Annotated in this window: 17 protein-coding genes; 9 read left to right on the top strand and 8 right to left on the bottom strand. The window is 70.5% G+C overall.

The window, feature by feature from the left end; all coding sequences use genetic code 11:
* Positions 1-26 precede the first annotated feature (26 nt).
* Positions 27-1019: a dihydroxyacetone kinase subunit DhaK gene (dhaK, locus tag ACFXI4_RS18075; protein ID WP_362726344.1), complete on the bottom strand. Its 993-nt coding sequence runs from the start codon at positions 1017-1019 to the stop codon at positions 27-29.
* A gap of 278 nt (positions 1020-1297) precedes the next feature.
* Positions 1298-1576, bottom strand: a complete 279-nt coding sequence (locus ACFXI4_RS18070) for a GlsB/YeaQ/YmgE family stress response membrane protein (protein ID WP_351663322.1) — start codon at positions 1574-1576, stop codon at positions 1298-1300.
* Between the two features lie 646 nt (positions 1577-2222).
* On the opposite strand from ACFXI4_RS18070, the gene ACFXI4_RS18065 reads away from it, so the two are divergent.
* Positions 2223-2573, top strand: a complete 351-nt coding sequence (locus ACFXI4_RS18065; protein WP_384991735.1) for a PRC-barrel domain containing protein — start codon at positions 2223-2225, stop codon at positions 2571-2573.
* A gap of 89 nt (positions 2574-2662) precedes the next feature.
* Entirely contained in the window at positions 2663-3007 is a 345-nt protein-coding gene (locus ACFXI4_RS18060) for a hypothetical protein (protein WP_384991733.1), read from the top strand.
* A 192-nt stretch (positions 3008-3199) separates the two neighbouring features.
* Here ACFXI4_RS18060 and ACFXI4_RS18055 read toward each other — a convergent pair whose 3' ends face one another.
* Together ACFXI4_RS18055 and ACFXI4_RS18050 are read right to left on the bottom strand one after the other, a co-directional pair.
* Positions 3200-3526, bottom strand: coding sequence for a DUF3040 domain-containing protein (locus tag ACFXI4_RS18055; protein ID WP_384991730.1), 327 nt, complete (start codon positions 3524-3526; stop codon positions 3200-3202).
* A 188-nt stretch (positions 3527-3714) separates the two neighbouring features.
* Positions 3715-4326 (bottom strand): hypothetical protein, encoded by a 612-nt coding sequence (locus ACFXI4_RS18050; RefSeq protein ID WP_384991727.1) that lies wholly within the window; start codon positions 4324-4326, stop codon positions 3715-3717.
* A 350-nt stretch (positions 4327-4676) separates the two neighbouring features.
* On the opposite strand from ACFXI4_RS18050, the gene ACFXI4_RS18045 reads away from it, so the two are divergent.
* The 3 genes from ACFXI4_RS18045 to ACFXI4_RS18035 are packed head-to-tail and all read left to right on the top strand — an operon-like array spanning position 4677 to position 5684.
* Positions 4677-5003 carry a PadR family transcriptional regulator gene (locus ACFXI4_RS18045; protein ID WP_384991724.1) on the top strand — a complete coding sequence of 109 codons (327 nt, stop codon included), beginning with the start codon at positions 4677-4679 and terminating at the stop codon, positions 5001-5003.
* Positions 5000-5356, top strand: a complete 357-nt coding sequence (locus ACFXI4_RS18040; protein ID WP_384991721.1) for a DUF1048 domain-containing protein — start codon at positions 5000-5002, stop codon at positions 5354-5356. The genes ACFXI4_RS18045 and ACFXI4_RS18040 overlap by 4 nt, the downstream gene beginning before the upstream one ends.
* A 1-nt stretch (position 5357) precedes the next feature.
* The gene (locus ACFXI4_RS18035) at positions 5358-5684 is read left to right on the top strand and encodes a DUF1048 domain-containing protein (RefSeq protein WP_384991719.1); all 327 of its coding nucleotides are present in this window, start codon (positions 5358-5360) and stop codon (positions 5682-5684) included.
* Positions 5685-5937: 253 nt separating this feature from the next.
* On the opposite strand, the gene ACFXI4_RS18030 is transcribed toward ACFXI4_RS18035, so the two are convergent.
* Both ACFXI4_RS18030 and ACFXI4_RS18025 read right to left on the bottom strand, forming a co-directional pair.
* On the bottom strand, positions 5938-6369 hold the full coding sequence (locus ACFXI4_RS18030) for a 3-hydroxyacyl-CoA dehydrogenase NAD-binding domain-containing protein (protein ID WP_384991716.1): 432 nt from the start codon (positions 6367-6369) through the stop codon (positions 5938-5940).
* Between the two features lie 50 nt (positions 6370-6419).
* Positions 6420-7154 carry an acetoacetate decarboxylase gene (locus tag ACFXI4_RS18025; protein WP_384991713.1) on the bottom strand — a complete coding sequence of 245 codons (735 nt, stop codon included), beginning with the start codon at positions 7152-7154 and terminating at the stop codon, positions 6420-6422.
* A gap of 252 nt (positions 7155-7406) precedes the next feature.
* Here ACFXI4_RS18025 and ACFXI4_RS18020 point away from each other — a divergent pair, with 252 nt between their 5' ends.
* The 3 genes from ACFXI4_RS18020 to ACFXI4_RS18010 all read left to right on the top strand — a co-directional run bounded on the left by ACFXI4_RS18020 (position 7407) and on the right by ACFXI4_RS18010 (position 10527).
* Positions 7407-8033, top strand: a complete 627-nt coding sequence (locus ACFXI4_RS18020) for a MarR family winged helix-turn-helix transcriptional regulator (protein WP_384991710.1) — start codon at positions 7407-7409, stop codon at positions 8031-8033.
* An 80-nt stretch (positions 8034-8113) separates the two neighbouring features.
* Entirely contained in the window at positions 8114-9541 is a 1428-nt protein-coding gene (locus tag ACFXI4_RS18015) for a cytochrome ubiquinol oxidase subunit I (protein WP_384991708.1), read from the top strand.
* A complete protein-coding gene (locus ACFXI4_RS18010) occupies positions 9538-10527 on the top strand; it encodes a cytochrome d ubiquinol oxidase subunit II (RefSeq protein ID WP_384991706.1) in 990 nt (329 codons plus the stop codon). The genes ACFXI4_RS18015 and ACFXI4_RS18010 overlap by 4 nt, the downstream gene beginning before the upstream one ends.
* 78 nt (positions 10528-10605) lie before the next feature.
* On the opposite strand, the gene ACFXI4_RS18005 is transcribed toward ACFXI4_RS18010, so the two are convergent.
* Both ACFXI4_RS18005 and ACFXI4_RS18000 read right to left on the bottom strand, forming a co-directional pair.
* On the bottom strand, positions 10606-11715 hold the full coding sequence (locus ACFXI4_RS18005; protein ID WP_384991704.1) for a PP2C family protein-serine/threonine phosphatase: 1110 nt from the start codon (positions 11713-11715) through the stop codon (positions 10606-10608).
* 325 nt (positions 11716-12040) lie between these two features.
* Entirely contained in the window at positions 12041-12889 is an 849-nt protein-coding gene (locus tag ACFXI4_RS18000; protein WP_384991701.1) for a helix-turn-helix domain-containing protein, read from the bottom strand.
* Positions 12890-12990: 101 nt separating this feature from the next.
* On the opposite strand from ACFXI4_RS18000, the gene ACFXI4_RS17995 reads away from it, so the two are divergent.
* A complete protein-coding gene (locus ACFXI4_RS17995; protein WP_384991698.1) occupies positions 12991-13698 on the top strand; it encodes an SDR family oxidoreductase in 708 nt (235 codons plus the stop codon).
* Positions 13699-13792 lie beyond the last annotated feature (94 nt).

The raw sequence follows: 13792 nt of genomic DNA, 5'->3' as shown, positions 1-13792 counted from the left end.
GGGCGCGGGTGGTCGCTGTCTCTCGCTCACATGCCCCAGCGCAGGGCCGGTGTGCTCACCGGGGCGTCCCACAGCCGCAGCAGCTCCTCGTCGACCTGGCAGAGGGTGACCGAGGCGCCGGCCATGTCGAGGGAGGTGACGTAGTTGCCGACCAGGGTGCGGGCGACGGTGACACCGCGCTCGGCCAGCACACGCTGGACCTCGGCGTTGAAGCCGTACAGCTCCAGGAGCGGGGTGGCACCCATGCCGTTGACCAGGACGAGCACCGGGTTGCGCGGCGGCAGGTCCTCCACGACGGCGTTGACCGCGAAGTCGGCGATCTCGCCCGACGTCATCATGGCCCGCCGCTCGCGGCCCGGCTCACCGTGGATGCCGATCCCCAACTCCAGCTCGCCCGACGGCAGATCGAAGGTCGGGGTGCCCTTGGCGGGGGTGGTGCCGGCGCTCAGCGCCACGCCGAAACTGCGGGAGTTCTCGTTCACCTGGCGCCCGATGGCCTCCACCCGCTCCAGCGGCTGACCCTCGGCCGCGGCGGCGCCGGCGATCTTCTCCACGAACAGGGTGGCGCCGGTGCCACGCCGGCCGGCGGTGTAGAGGCTGTCGGTGACGGCGACGTCGTCGTTGACGAGGACCTTCCCGACCTGGATGCCCTCGTCCTCGGCGAGTTCCGCGGCCATGTCGAAGTTGAGCACGTCGCCCGTGTAGTTCTTCACGATGAACAGGACGCCGGCGCCGCTGTCCACGGCCGCCGCGGCCCGGGCCATCTGGTCCGGAACGGGAGAGGTGAACACTTCACCGGGACAGGCCGCCGACAGCATCCCGGGGCCCACGAATCCGCCGTGCAGCGGTTCGTGCCCGGACCCCCCGCCCGACACGAGACCGACCTGCCCGGCGACGGGAGCGCCCCGCCGCACGATCACCCGGTTCTCCACGTCGACGATGAGATCGGGATGGGCGGCCGCCAGACCCCGCAGCGCATCCGCCACCACGGTTTCCGGGACGTTGATCAGCATCTTCACGGCTGTCTCCTGAGAGGTTTGGCAGGTGACTCTCTGACCGGTGTCTGTCCTGTTCAGGGCGCGATCTGTGGAGTTGTCCATGGGGCGCGGACGGACTCTTGCCCACCAGTATCGGCCTTGCGGCGGCGGAGGTCATGTGCGTCGCACTGCCGCGATCGGCCGCGGTGGACGCCGCAGGCGCCGGACAACCTGACGGCTCCCGTCCTGCGCGCAGGAACGGGAGCCGTCCAGATGGGCGTAGCCGTGTGCCTCCAGCGGGTCACGGTGCCGTCAGTGCGTCACGCGTGACGATGCGAACGCCGGTTGCCGGTGACGAGGCGGTAGAGGACGAGCAGGATGAGGGAGCCGACGATCGCGGCGATCCAGGTGGACAGGTCGAAGAATCCGTCGATGGAGTCGACGCCGAAGATCACCTTGCCGAGCCAGCCGCCCAGCAGACCGCCGACGATGCCTATGAGCATGGTGACGATGATGCCGCCGGGGTCCTTGCCCGGCATCAGGGCCTTGGCGATGGCGCCGGCGAGCAGGCCGATGATGATCCACGCGATGATGCCCATGGTGCGTCTCGCTTCCTCGAAATAAAGGCTGTGTCAGCTCATCGTGTGCACCGATCGCGCGCGGACAAACGTCTCGGCCGGGTCACGGCCGGACCGAGGTCATTCCGGTCGGCGCGACCGTGCGCTGATCGAGGCCACTCATGCGATGGCGGGGTGAGTTCTTTCGATCCCATGCGGCAGCGGGGCGGCGGACTCGCCGGAGCAGGGTGAAAGTCGTCGACGGGGGCACTCGGCTCTCTGCGGCACGCACCGATGAGTGCCGCCCCCTCACGGAAAGAGAAAATCGTGTACATAGGTCTGGGGACCATCGTCATCATCATTGTCATCGTCGTTGTCGTCATGATGCTGCGGCGCTGACCCGGGTGACCCGTGTCGCACGTCTCTCAACAGGCACTACGGCCTCCCGGAGAAGGGAGGCCACCCGGAGCCTTGAATCCTGCACTTCCGGTCGTCGTGCCGGTCGTCGTGACGGCCGGCGTGATATCGGGCGGCGCCGAATTCACCGTTCACATTCCGTGGAGACGCACACACCGAGAAACGAGGAGTGTGAGAGGGAGGGCGGTGGGCACTCGGCTCTCCGAGGGGCGCCCAGGAATTTATGGGACGGGCGTTCCGGGATTCACGTTCTACAAGGGGAGGCTTTTGTATGTCGGACAGCATGTGGGGCTACCAGGCCGAGTCGGGCCACCAGGCCGGGACTGACCTGACCGGATTCAAGGTCGAGGCGAGCGACGGCTCGATCGGCAAGGTCGACAAGCACTCGGAGGACGTCGGAGCCGCGTACATCGTCGTCGACACCGGAGTGTGGATCTTCGGCAAGCAGGTTCTGCTTCCTGCCGGTGTCATCTCGGCCATCGACATCGCGGAGCGGACGGTCCACGTCGGTCGTACCAAGAACGAGATCAAGAACGCCCCCGAGTTCGACAAGGACAAGCACGTCGGCGACCCCGGCTACCACGAGCAGGTCGGCGGCTACTACGGAGACCTCGGAGCCTGATCGTCAGACCACGTGCACGGGGCGGGTGCCGGCGTTCTGCCGGCGCCCGCCCTTCGTTCGTCCCGTCGCATCGAAGGAGAGTGAAACTGATGGCCACCGTGTCCCTCACCGGAACGTCCCGGCAGGACGCCGCCACCGTCTTCGGGGTCCTGCGCACCGCGTTCCCGACCGACCGTTCGCCGGACGATCTGCCCCAGGATCAGCCTGGCGGCCGATCCACCGTGTGGAGTGCGGAGTTCGAGCCGACGCAGGAGTGGATCCCGGCCGGTCCCGTCCCGCTGCGGGGCTCGGTCTCCGCGACCCTGCAAGGCGACTACCTCGCTGTGGATCGGCTCTGCGACGCCCTGGGTGTCGCGTTCGCCGTGGACGAGCGGGGCAGGGCGTCGGGAGACCAGGAGCAGGAGGTCGACCTGCGGCTGACGACGAAGGGATGACGACCTGCCGGGCGGGCCCGGGGGAGCGAACCCCGGGCCGGCTCGCGGGAGGTCGGCCGGCGCCGAGTACCGAGTCGTCCTGGGGGCGGGCGCCGGGCAGTTGGTGGCGGGCAGCGATCAGGGCGACGTCGACGTCCTGGGTGCCGGCCGAGACGCCTTGAACGTGCCGTACGCGATGCGACGCCCCTCGGCTCAGGGGCCCATACGGTGAGGAGTGGGGCCCTCGGCGCGGGCCGGGCGGCGCGGCAGCCGGTAGGCCAGAAGGAGGGTGACCGGCCACAGCGCGGCGAAGCACCACAGGGCCGCGGGGTTCAGGGTGAGGATTCCCGCGACGAGGAGGAGAAGAGAGGCACACACCAGGGCGGCCACGGACAGGGGCAGCCACCGCCGGGCGGGACCCGAGTGGCGCATCCGCCGCACGAGACGCCGGTCGTCGCTGAGTTCTGCTTCTATGTGCCAAAAGACGAGGCGTTCGTGCGTCGACAGCACGACGTCGTCGGGGTCGTTGCGGTTTTCCACGGTGAGTGCCTCATTGGTCGCGGCCTGACCTCCGGACCACTCCGCCCTGGTCGGCGCGGGCGTCCTGGGTGCTGATACCTGGACGGGTTCCCCGCAAGGGCCGGACAACGCCGGTCCGGGCACGATGCCGAGACCGCGCGGGCGATCACCGGCTGAAGGCCGTGGAGTCGGTCACCGACACGTGTACGTCACCGGCTCGTCCGGGGCCGGGGCCCGCCGTCCCACAGGCCCACGTCCGTGGTGTCGCCGGACATCAGGCCGAGGCGGACGTCCGTCCGGTCGGCCCTCACAGCGCGGGGCGGTACGCGGCCACGCGACCGCGCGCCGTCGGTCCGGGGCCGAGGGGTGCGCGGGGCGAACACACCGAGACGCAGCACGAGATACCGGCCGATGCCGACGAGCGCGGTGGCCGACAGGTACACCGTCTGCTGCAGGACGAGTCCGGCGCCGGGGCGAAGCGCGGCCAGCGCGCCGACCGCCGCGGACGTGACCAGCCATCCGGCGGCGGTGGTGGCCGCGCTCCGCAGATGGCCGGCCAGTCCCGGCCGTCCGTGGCCGAAGGAGACACGAGCGTGCAGTTCGGTCGCGACCACGGTGGAAGCGACGGTGGTCAGCGCGTTCGCCGCCACCCACGGAATCCACTGCCCAAGCAGGACCAGGGCCGCCGAGGACGCCAGGGTGACCGCGCCGCCCAGACCGGCGAAGCGCCCGAAGGCCGCCGCGTGCCGACGGATCCGTCGCAGGCCGTTCATGGTGATCCCCTCCAGGGCAGCCGGCCCCGACGGGGCCGTCGTCGTCATGCCGCGGAGCGTGGCCGAACCCCCGTTCAGCGCGGTTTCAGAGGGATTTCAGGGCCGGCGCCGGAGGTGAAACCGGAAGGGCACGTCCGTGCCGAACCCCGTGACCGACGGCACGAGCCGACCGCGGGGCCGGCTTGACAGCCTCCTCGGACCGGTCGAGCCGCACCCGAAGCCAGGGAATCCGGTGCGGCTCCGGAACCGGCGCGCGGCGGTGACGCGAAGGGCATGACCGATGACGTCCGACGAGCGCCCTGTACAGGCCCACAGGAGCCGCCGACGTACTACTCGGTGATACCGTATAGTGGTACTCGGTACTACGCAGTACTGGGGGATCGAAGGGGAGACCCGTCATGGACGACCTGACGGAGATGCTGAAGGGCACGCTCGAGGGCTGCGTGCTCGAGATCATCGACAGTGAGGAGACCTACGGCTACGCCATCACACGGCGGCTCAATGAACTCGGCTTCGCCGACGTCATCGAGGGGACCGTTTACACCATCCTGCTGCGACTGGAGAAGAACCGGTTCGTCGAGGTGACGAAACGGCCGTCCGGGGTGGGTCCGCCGCGCAAGTTCTACGCACTCAACGACGCGGGGCGTCAAGAGCTGGAGAGGTTCTGGAAGAAATGGGAGTACCTCTCCGCACGGATCGACAGGCTCAAGGAGGGCGGGAGATGAATTTCTGGGAGACCGTCACCGGCAGTGACCTCACCCGGGAGTGGAAGGCGTTCGAGGTCAGGGCCGAGGCCCTGCCGGCCGACCACCGGGCGGCGTGGGAACAGGTCAAGGCGCACCTCATCCCCTACGGGGACTTCACGGGCCGCAACCTGATGCCGATCCTCGACGGTGCCCTCGGGCTGCTGGAGGAAACGGCCGCGGACGGGCAGAGCGTTCACGAGGTGCTGGGCGACGACATCGCGGGCTTCTGCGCGGCGCTGGCCGGCGGAGAAGGGGCTCGCAGCCATCGCGACCGGTGGCGCGAGCAGTTGAACCGGAACGTTGCCAGGAAACTGGGCCGGCTGGGAGGCTGACGTGGGCATCCAGGACATCATCGAAGGCAAGAAGCAGTGGCGGGCGCACGTGGCGCGGGTCAAGGCGCTGCCCCCGGACTATCAGATCGTCTACCGGGAGATGCAGAAGTACTTCTTCAAGGTCGGACCGGTCGACCTGTCCGACGGCACCCTGCTGCCGGGAATCGTCGATTTCTTCGAGGAGGGCGTCGCGGCCGGCACGGGAGTTCTGGAACTCGTCGGCGAGGACGTCGCCGCTTTCTGCGACGACCTGATCAAGGACTCGCGCACCTACGCGGACGTCTATCAGGAGTCCGTCACCGGGAAGCCCGGCCCGACCGGGACGTGAGATCGCCCGCCGGGGCCGGGGGCCGACGGCGTTCAGCTGCGGTCGGGGAGCCGCCGCGGGGCGCTGCTGCCGCGGGGGAGGAGGATGTCGGGGAAGTGGCCTGGCGTGCGGGGAGCCGGGGTAGGGGGCGAGGGCGGTCGCCTGGGCGTAGTCGCGTTCGAAGACGCCGAGGCTGAGGATCCAGGTGGCGATGCGGGTGAGGTTGAGGGTGACGCGGTAGCTGCCGCCGGGAGGTCGGGGTGGTGCGTGCGGGTCAGCCCCGAAGGTCTCGCCGACGTCGAGCTCCCGCACGGTGACGACGCCCTCGCTGACCCGGTACACGCACTCGCGGAAGATCGCCGACTGCAGCGGTCCTCCACATCTCGTGCTTGAGCTCCAGCCCCTCCGGGCCGTTCTCCTGCACCAGGTCCGTCTCACGGGCCGCGGTGGCCAGGTCCGGTGCGAAGGACAGCCGCGCGGTGAGGGACGAGGTGTCCAGGCCGAGTGCCTTCAACGCGGGCGCGGCCTGGGCGACATACGTGCGCACGGCCTCGTCGATGCCGGGCCGCGGGTCGCCGACGGTGACGGACAGGCCGGGGGCCAGGAAGAGCGCGGCCCAGGAGGCGCCGATGACCCCTCCTCCGACCACGGTGACCCCGCGGATTCCGGAGTTGCCGTCGTTCTCGTTCTCGGACCTGCGGGACACCTGCTTTGCCTCGGGGCAAGGCGGGGGAGGCGGAGGGGAGTGGGGAACGGTCAGGCCAGGTAGTCGTGGACGATCCGGGCGCGGCCCAGGGTCAGGTCGGTGAGGATGTGCGAGGCGGAGACGACCTCCAGGACCGGCAGGTCTGCGAGCGGCGCCAGCGCGTGGGCCAGCAACTGCAGCCGGGCGGGCCCGCTCCAGGCACCCTTGACCGTGAGGTCGACGATCTGGGTCCGGACGAGTTCGCAGATGCGCGGTGTGCCGTCGTAGTGCGGAAGCTTCTTCAGCATGAACGTCGGCAGCGTCAGCTGCGCGCGGGCATCCTCGGTGGCCAGCGTCCGGTGCTTGTAGCCCATCGTCCCGCGGGCCACGGGCAGCGAGCCGTAGTCCAGGGTGCCGACGAGGGTGTCCTGGTCGACGTGGAGCCGGGGCCGTCCGAGCTTCTTCGGGAAGGCGCCGATCTCCCGCCCACTGGCGATCGCGGGGAAGTCGTCCACGTACGCCGACAGGCTGTACTCGCCCGTCTCGCCCTCGTACTCGACGACGGCGAGCTGGCCCGACTCCGTGTGGTCGCCCAGCCCGGTGACGTCCGGCATCCGCATGACCTCGAACCGGACCAGCGGGTCCGTCACCCGCAGCGGCTCCGGGACGACCCGCTCCAGGACCGCCGGATCCGTCCGGTAGGTGATGTTCAGATACTCGCGGTCGGTGAACCGGTGCGGACCGGCCGGAAAGGCCGGGGCGTCCAGTGGTGTGCTCGGTGCGTGGACGACGTCCTCGACGCGCATGGCTCTCGCCCGCCTCTCACATCCCCATGATTGACATAAAGACATTAAAAGGGACGAAACGATGTGCACCGCCCATGGTCGGGTGTGCCGGGTGTGCCGGGTGTGCCGGGTGCCCGGCGGAGGCGGTGTGGCTTCGACGGTCGGTTGCCTAATGCAACATTCCCCCTGGAGAACCGTCCGCAGAACCGTCCGTCGTCTGTTGCAAAACGAAACTCCGAACGGCAGGCCGGGCCGTAGCGAAGGGACACGCACGTGGCCGACGACGAGACGGCGCTCCGCGGACTCGTCCGGGAGCTGGTGACCCTCTCCCGGCGCTTCCGGGGCAACGCCGAACGGCTCCACCCGGACCTGAGCTTCGTCGGCTACTCCCTGCTGTCCGAGACGGACACGCGCGACGGAGCTCGCGCGACGGACGTGGTCGGCCTCTACGGCCTCAACAAGTCCACGATCAGCCGCCGGGTCACCGCCCTGCGGCGTGCCGGTCTGGTGGTACGCGAGGCTGATCCGCACGACCACCGGGCCCAGCTGCTCCGCCCCAGCGACCGCGGCCGGGAACTCCTCGCCCGTGCCGACGCCCTGATGTACCGGGAGGTCGACGCCCGCACCGAGGGCTGGGCCGCGGGGAAGGTCCAGGGCCTGCGCGGTCTCCTCGCCCGCTACAACGCAGGCGCCTCCGCCGCGGAACCACGGAACCACGGAACGGCGGAACCACGGAACGGCGCAACCGCTGATCCGACCGGGAGACCGGAGGTCACACGGGCGGCCCTCCGCCCGCCTTCCGAGCCGTTTCGTCTACTTGGCACTCGGGAGATGGCCCCAAAGGGGGAATCGGCGGTGCCGCCGACCGCCATGGCGAGCCCGCAACCGGGCGCTGACTAGCATGCGCGAGATCCGACCTCCTGCGATGCGGACCCGCCCAGGGGTGTCGTTCGCCGCTGTCCGAGCCGGAAAGAGAATCCATGCCGTTGTCCGCGCTGCTGGCAGCCGCCGACCCGCCGCAGCTTCTCCCCGCGCGTGAGCAGATGGCGTTCACTCTGGGCTTCCACATCGTTCTGGTGCCCTTCGGCGTCGCCTTCACCTTCATGATGCTGGTCTGCCACTACCGGGCGCTGCGCCGTGACGATCACGAGGCGCTGCTCCTCGCGCAACGATGGTCGAAGGTGGCCGCCGTGCTGTTCGCGGTGGGGGCGGTGTCGGGGACGGTGCTCTCCTTCGAGCTGGGGCTGCTGTGGCCCGGGCTCATGGGCAGGTACGGGGCGGCGTTCGGGTTCCCGTTCGCCTACGAAGGGCTCTTCTTCTTTCTGGAAGCCGTGTTCGTGGCCATCTACATCTACGGCTGGAAGAGGCTTCCCCCGTGGCCGCACTTCTGCACCGGTGTGGCGGTGACCCTGGCGAGTGTCGGCGGAACGGCCTCCGTGATCGCGGCGAACAGCTGGATGAACCAGCCCGCGGGCATCGTCCTCAGCCACGGGCGTGTCGTCCAGGTGTTCCCGTCCAAGGTGTTCTTCAACGGCGCGTTCTGGTGGGAGATGGTGCACATGTTCCTGGCGGCGTACATCGTCGCCGGGTTCATGGTCGCGGGGGTGTACGCGTGGGGCCTGCTCAAAGGCCGCCGGGACCGCTACCACCGGCTCGGGTTCCTGGTGCCCTTCACCGTCGCGTCGATCGCCATGCCCTTGCAGTTCCTGGTCGGTGACACGATCGCCCGCCAGGTATTCGAGAAGGAGCCCGCCAAGTTCGCGGCCATCGAGATGGTCCCCAGGACCGGTGACCACATCCCTGAGACGCTCGGCGGCATCTTCGTCGACGGCAAGGTCCGTTACGGGCTCCCCCTTCCGGACGTGGCATCCATCCTCGCCGCCTTCAGCCCGTCCACCACGATCCAGGGCATCGACGCGATCCGGCCGGCCGTGCGCCCCGATGACAGGGTGGTGAGTTTTGTACACCTCGCGTTCGACGTCATGGTCGGAACCGCCTCGCTGCTGTTGCTGATGGCGCTGTGGTTCGGCTGGCTGTGGTGGCGGCGCCGCGAGGTCCCGGTGAACCGCTGGTTCCTGCGTGCTGCGTCGGTGTGCGGACCGGTCGCGCTCCTGTCGTTGTGGAGCGGCTGGGTGGTGACGGAGGTCGGCCGGCAGCCGTGGACGGTGGTGGGGCTCCTGCTGACGCGGGACGCGGTCACCACGGTGGGCAACCTGTGGCCGCTGTTCGCCACGGTCCTCGCGATCTACCTCTGTGTCGGGGTGGGCGCGGTGCTGGTCCTGCGGGCGATGCACCGCCGCTGGCTGCGTGAGGGGACCGAGGCCGTCGCGGTCCCGTACGGCCCCGAGCCGCCGCCGGCGCCGGTGCCGGCCGCGAGCGAGCGCGGGTTCGGAGCGGAGGACGTATGAGCACCCTGACCGCGGTCGTCCTGTTCGTCGGCGTGATCGCCTACGCCCTGTTCGGGGGTGCCGACTACGGGGCCGGATTCTGGGACATGGCAGCCGGTGGCCGCAGGCAGGGCCGCCCCGTACGGGAGCTGATCAACCTTTCCATCAGCCCGGTGTGGGAGGCCAATCACACGTGGCTGGTCTTCATCCTGGTGATGATCTGGACGGGATTTCCGCCGGCGTACACGGCCATCACCACCACGCTCTACATTCCCCTGGGCCTGGCGGCGCTGGGCATCGTGGCGCGGGGCGCCGGCTTCGCCTTCCGCCACGCGCTGTCCGGCGGCCGGGGCGAGGCGGCGGCAGGTATCGCCTTCGCCTCCTCGTCGGTGGTCACGCCGTTCTTCTTCGGCACCGTCGCCGGCGGCATCGCCTCCGGCCGTGTCCCCGCGGCGGGGCACGGTGACCCGCTGTCCAGCTGGCTCAATCCGACGTCCGTACTCGGCGGTGTACTGGCCGTGACCGTCTGCGCCTATCTCGCCGCCGTCCTCCTCACCGGGCAGGCCAGGCGCCGGGCGCAGTCCTCCCTGGAAAGGGCGTTCCGCCACCGGGCCGTCGGCGCCGGCCTCGTTGCGGGACTGGTGGCGCTGGCAGGCGTGTTCGTGCTGCGTGCGGACGCTCCCCGGCTGTTCCACCAGCTGAGCCGGGTCGGCTTGCCGCTGCTGATCGTCTCCGCCGTGTGCGGTCTGGCCGCGCTGGTGCTGCTGCGCAGGGGCAGCCCGCCCGTCGTCCGCGCGCTCGCGGCCGTCGCGATCGTCGCCGTGGTGGCGGGCTGGGGGGTCGCGCAGTACCCGTACCTCCTGGGCACGCACCTGACCATCCAGCAGGCGGCCTCCCCGTCGGCCACCCTGTGGCAGCTGTTCGTGGTCTCCTGCGTGGCGGCGGTTCTGGTCGCGCCGTCGCTCCTGCTGCTCTACGTCCTGCAACTGCGCCGCAAACTCGGCTGACGCCCGGGCACGGTCCCTGCCGACGTGACCACGTCGTCCCGGCCGAGGACCGGGAACCGGCACCGCGGCGCGGCCGGTTCACAGGCCCACGACGACCAGGGCGGTGTCGTCGGTGGCGTCACCGGGCGGGAGCAGGTCGCCGAGTACGGCGTCCGCGAGGGCCTGCGGGTCCTCCCCGCGGTGGCGGGTCAGGGAGTCGGCGAGTCTGGTGAGGCCCGTGTCGATGTCCTCGCCGCGGCGTTCGATCAGACCGTCGGTGTAGAGCACGAGGACGGAGCCCTCGCGGAAGGGCGCGACGGCCTGGGTCCGGGGGCCGTGCTGAGGGCGGGCGGCCAGTGGCGGATCGGTCGCCTGGTCCAGGAAGCCGACCCTCCCGTCGCTCCGCAGCAGCGCCGGCGGAGGGTGGCCGGCGCTGCTGTAGGTGATGGTGTCGTTCTCCCAGTCGACGAAGGCCGTGGCCACCGTGGTGTTCTCGGCGCCGTCGATGGTACGGGCGTACAGCCCGAGGACCTCCAGGGCGCGGGCGGGGCCTTCGGGGACGAGGGAGGCGGCCGTGAGGGCGCTGCGCAGCTGTCCCATCACGCATGCCGCGGCCAGGCCGTGACCGACGACGTCGCCGACGGCGACGGCGACCCGATCGCCGGGCAGGTCGACCAGGTCGTACCAGTCGCCGGCCACGTTGAGCGCCTCGGCGGCCGGCCGGTACCGCACGGCCGTCGGATGCCGGCAGACCGGGCGAGGGGTGGGCAGCATCGCTTCCTGCAGGGTCAGCGCGACTTCACGGGCCCTGATGAGTTCGGTCACGTCCTCCAGCCGCTGCAGCAGCAGCGCCACCCGCCCGTCGGCCCCGAACACCGGAACGTTGGTCACGGTGTAGTACCGCTCGTGCCACACCCCGGGCTGGTCGGGATCCTTCATCTCGAAGTGCTGCACCGCCACGACGGTACGCTCACCGGTGTCCGCGGACCTGCGCAGCGACGCCAGGACCTTGAGCAGGAGGGGCTCGGCGGAGTCGTTGTCGGGAAGGTCCTCGGGGATGAAGCTGTTGACCACCCGCTCGCGGGGGAGGCCCCGAAGACGCAGGAACTCGGCGTTGGCGTCCGCGACGATCAGCTGCGGAGTCACCAGCGCCACCGCGCCGGGAAGGGCCTGGAACACCGCCGCGTAGTCGACCGCCGGTTCTGCCATGGTTTTCCTGCTTACCGCGTCGCTCTGTCCTCCCACGATACGAGCAGGTCGTCAGGGCCCGCATCACGACGTCGCGGCGTTGGCGGGCCTTGTGGGGCCCGTCCGGCGGATCATGCCGCGGACCGCGGGGTCCGCCACGCCCTTCCCCAGAGGGGGACCCCGGCGGCGCTGTCGTCGGTCGTGGCCGCCCCCCGGCCTCCGGCCGGGAGGCGCGCGCGCCGCGTCGCCGCCCTCCTCCGCCTCGCGGTGGGACGCACCGGACCTCGCTCACCGGCGCAGACGAGACGCCGTCGACTTCCCCCCGCCCTGATCCGCCGGACAGGCCCTAGCCGGGCTGCCCCGTCAGGCTCTGGGTGCCGAGCACCGAGATCAGCCTCAGTTTCTCCGCGGCCTCGGTGCCCGGCTCGGCCGAGTACACGAGGATGTGCAGGTCGTGCTGTTCGACCCGCAGCTGGTCGCAGTCCAGGGTGAGCGGGCCCACCTGAGGATGCTCGATGGTCTTGCGCGACGCCTCCAGCCGGCCGACGACCCCCGCGTCCCACAGCTGCGCGAACCGCTCGCTCCCGGCCCGCAACTCCGTGATCATGCGCTGGAGCTGACGGTCGGCCGGATAGCGGGCGGCTGTCGAGCGCAGCTCGGCGACCATGCCGACCTCGAAGGCGCGCCGCTCCTCGGGAGCGTGCCGCACGCGGCTTGGCCGGCCGAGGAAGTTGCGCCACACACCGTTGCGTTCGAAGCCGCGCAGACCGGACGGGTCGCCCATCAGCGCCGCGTACATCGGGTTGGTCACCAGGAGCGTCATGGCCGCGTCGGAGACCGCGACCGGGGTGCCGGACAGCCGGTCCAGCAGCCGCTGCACGCTGGGCGTGAGATACCCGGGAACGACGTCCGGACCCGGCGGCACCAGCCCTGCCAGGCCGAACAGATAGATCCGTTCGTCGGCGGACAGCCGCAGCGCCCGCGTCAGCGCCTCGACGACCGGCACCGACGGATTGACCGCCCGGCCCTGTTCGAGGCGCGTGATGTAGTCGACCGAGATGCCGGCCAGCAGGGCCAGCTCCTCGCGCCGCAGCCCGGCCGCACGCCGCTGACCGCCGGCCGGCAGCCCGGCCGCGGCCGGGGCCACCCGATCGCGCCAACGCCGCAGTGCCCGCCCGAGTTCCGTCGCCGTCATGCCCCCAGTCAACACCGCCGGTCGGGGCTGTGCCTGGTACCGGCAGTCCCAGGAAGAAGGGTCTGCTGGCTGGCCCGGTGGCCGGGGGGCAGGCTGGACGCATGACGACAACACTGATCACCGGAGCCAACAAGGGCATCGGGTACGAGACCGCCCGCCGGCTCATCGCCGCGGGTCACACCGTGTACGTGGGAGCCAGGGACGCCGGGCGAGGCCGCCGGGCCGCCGAGGAGCTGGGCGCCCGGTTCGTCCTCCTCGACGTCACCGACGACGCCTCCGTCGATGCCGCGGCCAAGACCGTCGAGGCCGACGGCGGACTGGACGTGCTGATCAACAACGCCGGGATCGAGACCCGGACCGCGGACAACGGCGTGCCGACCGCCGAGACCGTGACCGCGGACCAGATGCGGAACACCTTCGAGACCAACGTCTTCGGTGTGGTCCGTGTCCTGCACGCCTTCCTGCCGCTGCTGCGGCGTTCGGCGGCGCCGGTCGTGGTCAACGTCAGCAGTGGTCTGGCCTCGTTGACGGCGCTCTCCGACCCCGACCACCCCGCCCACTTCTACCCGGGTATCGCGTACCCGACCTCCAAGACGGCCTTGAACATGCTCACCGTGCAGTTCGCGAAGGCGTTCCCGGACATGCGGATCAACTCCGTCGAGCCCGGCTTCACCAAGACCGACCTGAACGGCAACACCGGCACGCAGACCGTGGCGGAGGGTGCCGAGATCATCGTGCGGATGGCACAGCTCGGTCCGGACGGACCGACCGGCGGCTACTTCGACGTCAACGGCCCGCTGGCCTGGTGAACCGCGAGAAGCGCCCGTGCGTGCGGACGCGGGCGTGCGGGGTGGTACGGGGGCCCCGCCCCGAACGTGCCCCCCGGCGGGGGGCCCCGCGTGC

Source organism: Streptomyces sp. NPDC059224, assembly GCF_042754285.1.
In the GTDB taxonomy this organism is placed as follows: domain Bacteria; phylum Actinomycetota; class Actinomycetes; order Streptomycetales; family Streptomycetaceae; genus Streptomyces.
This window is presented reverse-complemented; position numbering and strand designations above follow the sequence as displayed.

Coding starts and splice junctions, on each gene's coding strand:
- ACFXI4_RS18050 (WP_384991727.1), bottom strand. CDS start 4,326: ATGACGACGACGGCCCCGTCGGGGCCGGCTGCCCTGGAGGGGATCACC.
- ACFXI4_RS18065 (WP_384991735.1), top strand. CDS start 2,223: ATGTCGGACAGCATGTGGGGCTACCAGGCCGAGTCGGGCCACCAGGCC.
- ACFXI4_RS18025 (WP_384991713.1), bottom strand. CDS start 7,154: ATGCGCGTCGAGGACGTCGTCCACGCACCGAGCACACCACTGGACGCC.
- ACFXI4_RS18060 (WP_384991733.1), top strand. CDS start 2,663: ATGGCCACCGTGTCCCTCACCGGAACGTCCCGGCAGGACGCCGCCACC.
- ACFXI4_RS18045 (WP_384991724.1), top strand. CDS start 4,677: ATGGACGACCTGACGGAGATGCTGAAGGGCACGCTCGAGGGCTGCGTG.
- ACFXI4_RS18000 (WP_384991701.1), bottom strand. CDS start 12,889: ATGACGGCGACGGAACTCGGGCGGGCACTGCGGCGTTGGCGCGATCGG.
- ACFXI4_RS18005 (WP_384991704.1), bottom strand. CDS start 11,715: ATGGCAGAACCGGCGGTCGACTACGCGGCGGTGTTCCAGGCCCTTCCC.
- ACFXI4_RS18015 (WP_384991708.1), top strand. CDS start 8,114: ATGCCGTTGTCCGCGCTGCTGGCAGCCGCCGACCCGCCGCAGCTTCTC.
- ACFXI4_RS18040 (WP_384991721.1), top strand. CDS start 5,000: ATGAATTTCTGGGAGACCGTCACCGGCAGTGACCTCACCCGGGAGTGG.
- ACFXI4_RS17995 (WP_384991698.1), top strand. CDS start 12,991: ATGACGACAACACTGATCACCGGAGCCAACAAGGGCATCGGGTACGAG.
- ACFXI4_RS18010 (WP_384991706.1), top strand. CDS start 9,538: ATGAGCACCCTGACCGCGGTCGTCCTGTTCGTCGGCGTGATCGCCTAC.
- ACFXI4_RS18070 (WP_351663322.1), bottom strand. CDS start 1,576: ATGGGCATCATCGCGTGGATCATCATCGGCCTGCTCGCCGGCGCCATC.